Source organism: Limnohabitans sp., from assembly GCF_044373035.1.
Classification (GTDB): Bacteria; Pseudomonadota; Gammaproteobacteria; order Burkholderiales; family Burkholderiaceae_C; genus Limnohabitans_A.
The window spans coordinates 1-5,696 of the sequence record NZ_JBILQU010000139.1 but is presented as its reverse complement, the minus strand read 5'-3'; the positions used below and the strand labels follow the sequence as shown (position 1 = coordinate 5,696).

The window sequence follows — 5,696 nt, the reverse complement described above, 5'->3', positions numbered from 1 at the left end:
TAGCCTGGTCTTGCTGGGTGATTTCAAAATAAGCCTGGCTTGCGCCGGAGTGCATTAACAGGTTGGACATGGCTTCATACAGCAAAAGTGCCAAATCCTTGGATTTGCCCGCATTCCAATCCGTGATTGTTGAGTCATATTCAGTCGCTGTCGCAGGTCCGACACATTGATGACATGAGGCTGGTACAACTTCACGCCAGTGGTTTTTGTATCTTTGGTCTTGGCATGTGCAATGGCTTCAGTCAAGCCTTGTTGGATACTCTTGCATGCGTTGGTCATGAGTGTTTCCTTTCACGATTCAAACCACATTTTCGCCAGCAGTTGTATTCGCCGCAATCAAGCTCTCCAACATGCGCTTGAGTTCATGGGTCGGTTCCCTGCTCAAAGCAGACACCACCTGCGCCTCGTGCGCTTTAACTTGCTTCAGCAGGGGCTGCTTTTTGCGCCGACCTGCGGCCGTGAGGCTCACCAGGCTTTGCCGTTTGTCGTGTGCGGCGTCGCAACGCTTGACCCACCCGGCGTCTTGCATGCGGCCCACCAGCTTGGTCACGGTGGGTTGTTTGGCCAGCATGGTGCTGGCGAGTTTGTTGATGCTCAAGCTGTCTTTGCCCGACAGGCTGGCTACGGTTTAGGCTGGGAGCGGTCGGTCATACTCAGGCCGAGGCCCGTGCTCGGCGAGCAGCACTTGCGCGCTTGTTGAGCGTGACGTCTCCTCCCAAGTGGTCAATCACCACGGACGGACGATCAGGAAACTTGGCCACCAGTTCCAGTTTTCCACCCATGCTTTCCACATAGTGACGCATTGTCGATAGAAGCATGTCGCTGCGCTTTTCCAGACGAGAAATTGTGTCCTGACGCACCCCCAAGGCGGCAGCCATTTGCTCTTGGGTTTGCTGCACGGCATGGCGCAAATCTTTGAGCGTCGCCAATTCCAAGGCTCGATCTTCCACCCGTTTTTTCCGATCTTTGGGCAGCTTAGCCATCACGTCATCGAGTTTTCTGGCCATGTTTGGACTCCTTTGTTGGTTGATTCAAAGTACCCAGATGATTGTCGTAACGCGCATCGGCCACTGTGAGTAAGCGTTTGTAGAACCTGCGCTGATCTGCGCCACCTTTGTCGCCGCCGACCAGCAAAATCGCTTGTCGCTGAGGGTCGAAGGCAAAGGCCACCCTCCACACCTGACCATTCCAAGAAAACCGAAGTTCTTTCATGTTGGTGTGTCGTGAACCCTTCAGGGTATCGACTGTAGGTCGCCCCAGATCAGGACCAAACGCAGCCAGTAACTTGGCATGCGCTAAGAGTTCGTCCTGAAGCCCTTCCTCCAAGGCTTCGAACTCAGCATCGAAAGCATCGTGGAAAAGAACGATCCAAGTCATGGGCAAATTATGGACTTAAAGACATATGTAGTCAATTCCATTTGGGTGATTTCGAATATGACATTCACCTTTCACCTGAAGGCGTCTGGCTTGCGGTGAATTGAACTTCAACCAATTCACAACAGCGCTCTGCAGCAAAAATCCGCTTCCAAACAGCCAATTAAAAAAGCCTAAAGCCGCTCAGTGTTCCCCTGCACTGCCATGCGCCGCAATCAAGCTCTCCAACATGAGTTTGAGTTGATGCGCCGGCTCCGCCCCCAGCGCTGACACCACCTGCGCTTCGTGCGCTTTGGCCTGCTTCAGCAGGGGTAACACTTTGCGCCGACCTGCGGCCGTGAGGCTCACCAGGCTTTGACGTTTGTCGTGTGCGGCGTCGCAACGCTTGACCCACCCGGCGTCTTGCATGCGGCCCACCAGCTTGGTCACGGTGGGTTGTTTGGACAGCACGATGCTGGCGAGTTCGTTGATGCTCAAACTGTCTTTGCCGGACAGGCTGGCCATGACGCGCCACTCCATCAGGCTCAGGCCACTGGCCTCAACCACGGCGTGGAATTCGCTCGAAATCAAATGGCTGGCACGCGCCAGCAAGTAGGCCAGGTAGTCGTCGACAAAGCCTGGCTCGGGGGTCATGGCAGTGGTTTGTTCAGAGGTGCCGTAGAACTGAACTGCCCGCCTTGGTAGACCAGCGGTGCCGTGCCGTCGCTGAAGCCGCAGCGCTCCACTTCGCCCACAAAAATCACATGGTCGCCTTCTTCGTGTCGGCTGCGGTTGTGGCATTCAAACCAGGCCAACGCCCCATCCAAAATGGGCAAACCCGACTCGCCCAGCGTGTAAGCGGTGTCGGCAAAGCGGTCGCCCTTGCCGAAGGCAAAACGGTTGCACACATCCAGCTGATCGGCGGCCAGCACGTTCACCACGTAATGCGTGCCCGCATGGAACAGCGGTGCGCTGCTGGCGCCTTGCCCCAGGCTCCACAGCACCAGCGGCGGCGTGAGCGACACCGAGTTGAATGAACTGGCGGTGATGCCCACAAAGCTGCTGCTGGCCGAATCGCCCTTGCGTGCACCCAGCGCGAACGTGGTGATGACGGTCACACCCGTGGCAAAGCGCGACAGTGCTTGTTTGAAATGCGGCGTTTCAAAGTCTGGGCTCAGCGCTTTGATGTGAGGTGGGGGGGCTGGGTGCATGGGTTCATCATAGTTTAATTGCATGAATTTTCATATAAACTGGTTATTCATGCCTGCAGGTGAGCCGTTCAGCACTGCAGGCCAAGGAGACAAGCATGCTGGTGGAACGAATCGAAAACAGGTGGCTCGCGGCGTTTACCCGCACCTTCACGCTGTGCAAGGTGCAGCCCGGTGAGGTGGTCGCCATTTTGGCCGAAACCCAATCACGCCGGGTCAACGTGGACTTGGTCCGCCTCGCGCTGGAGGGCATGGGGGCCAAGGTGTTTGAGTTGACGTTGACCACGCCACCCCTGACCGCCCCCGCGCCAGTGCGCTCCACAGGCGCCAGCGACGCGATTGGGCAGCTGGGCCCCGTGGTGGCCGCGCTGGCCCGCGCCGACATGGTGGTGGACTGCACAGTCGAGGGCTTGCTGCATGCCCCCGAGCTGCCCACCATCATGAAGGGCATGGACGGGCACATGCCGCGCCTGTTGATGGTGTCGAACGAGCACCCCGAAATTTTGGAACGCACCGTTCCCGATCCGGCGCTCGAAGGTGTGGTGCGCTCGGCTATGAAAAAGCTCCGCGCTGCGCAGCAGATGCATGTGACGTCTGCGGCTGGCACCGACCTGCGCGTGAACCTGAAGCATGGCGACCAACAAGCGGTGGTCGGCGGTGTGTGGGGTTTCTGCCCCAAGCCGGGCATGGTCTCGCACTGGCCTGCGGGCCTGGCGCTGGCGTTCCCGGCGGCGGGCAGCGTCAACGGCACGCTGGTCATGGCCCCGGGTGATGTGAACCTGACCTTCAAGCAATACCTGCGCGACACGATCCGCCTGACCATCGAAAACGACAGCGTGGTCGCCATCGACGGGCAGGGCGTGGATGTGGACATGATGCGCGGCTACTACAAGGCCTGGGAAGACTTTGAGGGTCACCGCGCTTGCTACGCCGTCTCGCATGTGGGCTTTGGCCTGAACCCGGCGGCGCGCTGGGACGCGATGGCGTTTTATGATAAGCGCGACTGCAACGGCACCGAGCTGCGCGCCTTTGCGGGCAACTTTTTGTACTCGACCGGGGCCAACGAGGTGGCAGGCCGCCACACGCTGGGCCATTTCGATTTGCCCATGCGCGGCTGCACCATCCGGTTGGACGACACGGTGGTGGTGGACGCGGGTGTGGTGCAAATGGGTTCCCTCCAATGAGCGTGCTGGCACTGGCATCTCCCTGTGGGAGCGAGCCCCTGCTCGCGAATTTCGATAGCAGCCACTTCAGTCATTCGGCCGCAGGGGCGGCCTCCCACAGGAGATGGGGTATGCAGCGGATATTTGAGAGAGGCCTTTGATGAGCACGCCTGCATTCACCGACGTGGGCTTGCCCACACAGCCTGCCGTGGTGTTTCTGCACGGCGTGGGCGGTGGCAGGCAGGGTTGGGCACCGCAGCAAGCGCATGTGGCCCAAATGGGTTGGCGCAGCCTGGCCTGGGACATGCCCGGTTATGGCGACAGCGCCATGGTCACTCCTTATGACTTCGCGCATTTGGCGCAAGTCCTCTGGCAGATGCTCGACGCGGCGCACATCGATCAAGCCGTGTTGGTGGGTCACAGCATGGGGGCCATGGTCGCCTTGCAAGCTTGGACGCAAAAGCCAGAGCGCATCGCAGGCTTGCTGCTGGCCGCCAGCAGCCCCGCTTTTGGCCACAGCGACGGTGATTTCCAAAAGCAGTTTTTGGCGCAGCGCCTGGCCCCGCTGGAAGCAGGCAAAACCATGGGCGACATTGCCGACAAGCTGATCCCCACCATGGCCGCACCCGGTGGCGATGCTGCCCACACGATCTCTGCCCATCTGAAGTCGGCGCACCAAAGCATGTCTGCTGTGCCGCCCGCCACCTACCGCGCCGCCCTGCATGCGCTGGTGCAGTTCGAGCAACGCGCCGCCTTGCCCACCCTCACCGTGCCGGTGTTGTGTTTGGCCGCTGAACACGACCGCACCGCGCCGCCCACCGTGATGGAACGCATGGCGCAAAAGATCCCTGGTGCGCGCTACGCCTGTCTGACGGGCGCAGGCCATTTGCTGCATGACGAACAGCCCGAGGCGTTCAACGCCGAACTCGAAAAATTCTTGAAGGACCTGCAACCATGACCGCCGTGCAAGCCAACTCCCAGCAAACCGCCATGCCGAACACCATGCCCTCCGTCATGCCGATTTGTGGCGACGATTACCCCCTGACCGAAAAACAGCAAAAGCTGATGGCCCTGGCCCGCCAGCTGGGCCGCGACAAATTTGCCCCCCGCGCCGCGCAACTCGACCGCGACGCGCAGTTCCCATTCGCCAACTACGACGACATGCGCGACGCCGGCTTGCTGGCGCTGTGTGTGCCCGAAGCGCATGGCGGCCAAGGTGCCGACTACGCCACCTATGCCATGGTCTCGGCCGAGATCGGTCGCTACTGTGGTGCCACGGCGCTCACCTTCAACATGCACGTTTGCACCATGCTCTGGAGCGGCCTGCTGTCTGAAGACCTGGAGATGACGCCCGAGCAGCGCGCCACCCACCGCAAGCACCAGGCCACGCACTTTGCCCGCGTGGTGAAAGACGGCGCGATTTACGCGCAGCCTTTTTCTGAAGGTGGCGCTGCGGCCTCGGGGGCTCAACCCTTCGGCACCTTGGCTGTCAAGGTAGATGGCGGCTGGAAGGTCAATGGCAAAAAAATCTTCGCTTCTTTGTCCGACGCCGCCGATTACTTTGGCGTGCTGTGCACCGAAAAGAAAGAGGGCACCGACCTCTCGCGCCGCGACACCCTGTACCTGGCCATACCCCGCACCGCGCCGGGCCTGACGATCGAAGGCGACTGGGACCCTCTGGGCATGCGCGCCACCGTGTCACGCAATCTGATTTTCAAAGACGTGTTCGTACCCGAAGACGCGGCGCTCATGCCGCAGGGTCTGTACTTTCAGGCCGCCAGCCGCTGGCCGCACATGTTCATGACGCTCTCGCCCACCTACATGGGCATCGCGCAAGCGGCGTATGACTTCACCGTGGCGTATTTGCGTGGCGAGATTCCGGGTACTGGCCCCGTTAAGCGCCGCCAGTTTGCGACCAAGCAAATTGCCTTGGCTGAGATGTTCATCAAGCTCGAACAAACCCGCAACCTGT

At 60.1% G+C, this 5,696-nt stretch carries 8 protein-coding genes; 3 read left to right on the top strand and 5 right to left on the bottom strand.

The window, feature by feature from the left end; all coding sequences use genetic code 11:
* Positions 1 to 298 precede the first annotated feature (298 nt).
* The 5 genes from ACIQ47_RS14325 to ACIQ47_RS14305 form a co-directional block, all read right to left on the bottom strand.
* Positions 299 to 616 (bottom strand): MarR family winged helix-turn-helix transcriptional regulator, encoded by a 318-nt coding sequence (locus ACIQ47_RS14325; protein ID WP_396438749.1) that lies wholly within the window; start codon positions 614 to 616, stop codon positions 299 to 301.
* A 37-nt stretch (positions 617 to 653) separates the two neighbouring features.
* Positions 654 to 1,007: a transcriptional regulator gene (locus ACIQ47_RS14320; RefSeq protein WP_396438747.1), complete on the bottom strand. Its 354-nt coding sequence runs from the start codon at positions 1,005 to 1,007 to the stop codon at positions 654 to 656.
* Positions 988 to 1,377 carry a type II toxin-antitoxin system RelE/ParE family toxin gene (locus ACIQ47_RS14315; protein WP_396438746.1) on the bottom strand — a complete coding sequence of 130 codons (390 nt, stop codon included), beginning with the start codon at positions 1,375 to 1,377 and terminating at the stop codon, positions 988 to 990. The genes ACIQ47_RS14320 and ACIQ47_RS14315 overlap by 20 nt, the downstream gene beginning before the upstream one ends.
* A 180-nt stretch (positions 1,378 to 1,557) precedes the next feature.
* The gene (locus ACIQ47_RS14310) at positions 1,558 to 2,007 is read right to left on the bottom strand and encodes a MarR family winged helix-turn-helix transcriptional regulator (RefSeq protein WP_396438745.1); all 450 of its coding nucleotides are present in this window, start codon (positions 2,005 to 2,007) and stop codon (positions 1,558 to 1,560) included.
* Positions 2,004 to 2,564 carry a flavin reductase family protein gene (locus tag ACIQ47_RS14305; protein WP_396438744.1) on the bottom strand — a complete coding sequence of 187 codons (561 nt, stop codon included), beginning with the start codon at positions 2,562 to 2,564 and terminating at the stop codon, positions 2,004 to 2,006. Before ACIQ47_RS14305 ends, ACIQ47_RS14310 begins: the two co-directional genes overlap by 4 nt.
* 95 nt (positions 2,565 to 2,659) lie before the next feature.
* On the opposite strand from ACIQ47_RS14305, the gene ACIQ47_RS14300 reads away from it, so the two are divergent.
* The 3 genes from ACIQ47_RS14300 to ACIQ47_RS14290 all read left to right on the top strand — a co-directional run.
* Positions 2,660 to 3,745, top strand: coding sequence for a peptidase M29 (locus tag ACIQ47_RS14300; protein ID WP_396438743.1), 1,086 nt, complete (start codon positions 2,660 to 2,662; stop codon positions 3,743 to 3,745).
* A 139-nt stretch (positions 3,746 to 3,884) separates the two neighbouring features.
* On the top strand, positions 3,885 to 4,682 hold the full coding sequence (locus ACIQ47_RS14295) for an alpha/beta fold hydrolase (protein ID WP_396438742.1): 798 nt from the start codon (positions 3,885 to 3,887) through the stop codon (positions 4,680 to 4,682).
* 32 nt (positions 4,683 to 4,714) lie between these two features.
* The coding region (locus ACIQ47_RS14290) for an acyl-CoA dehydrogenase family protein (RefSeq protein ID WP_396438748.1) at positions 4,715 to 5,696 on the top strand (982 nt) is incomplete at its 3' end.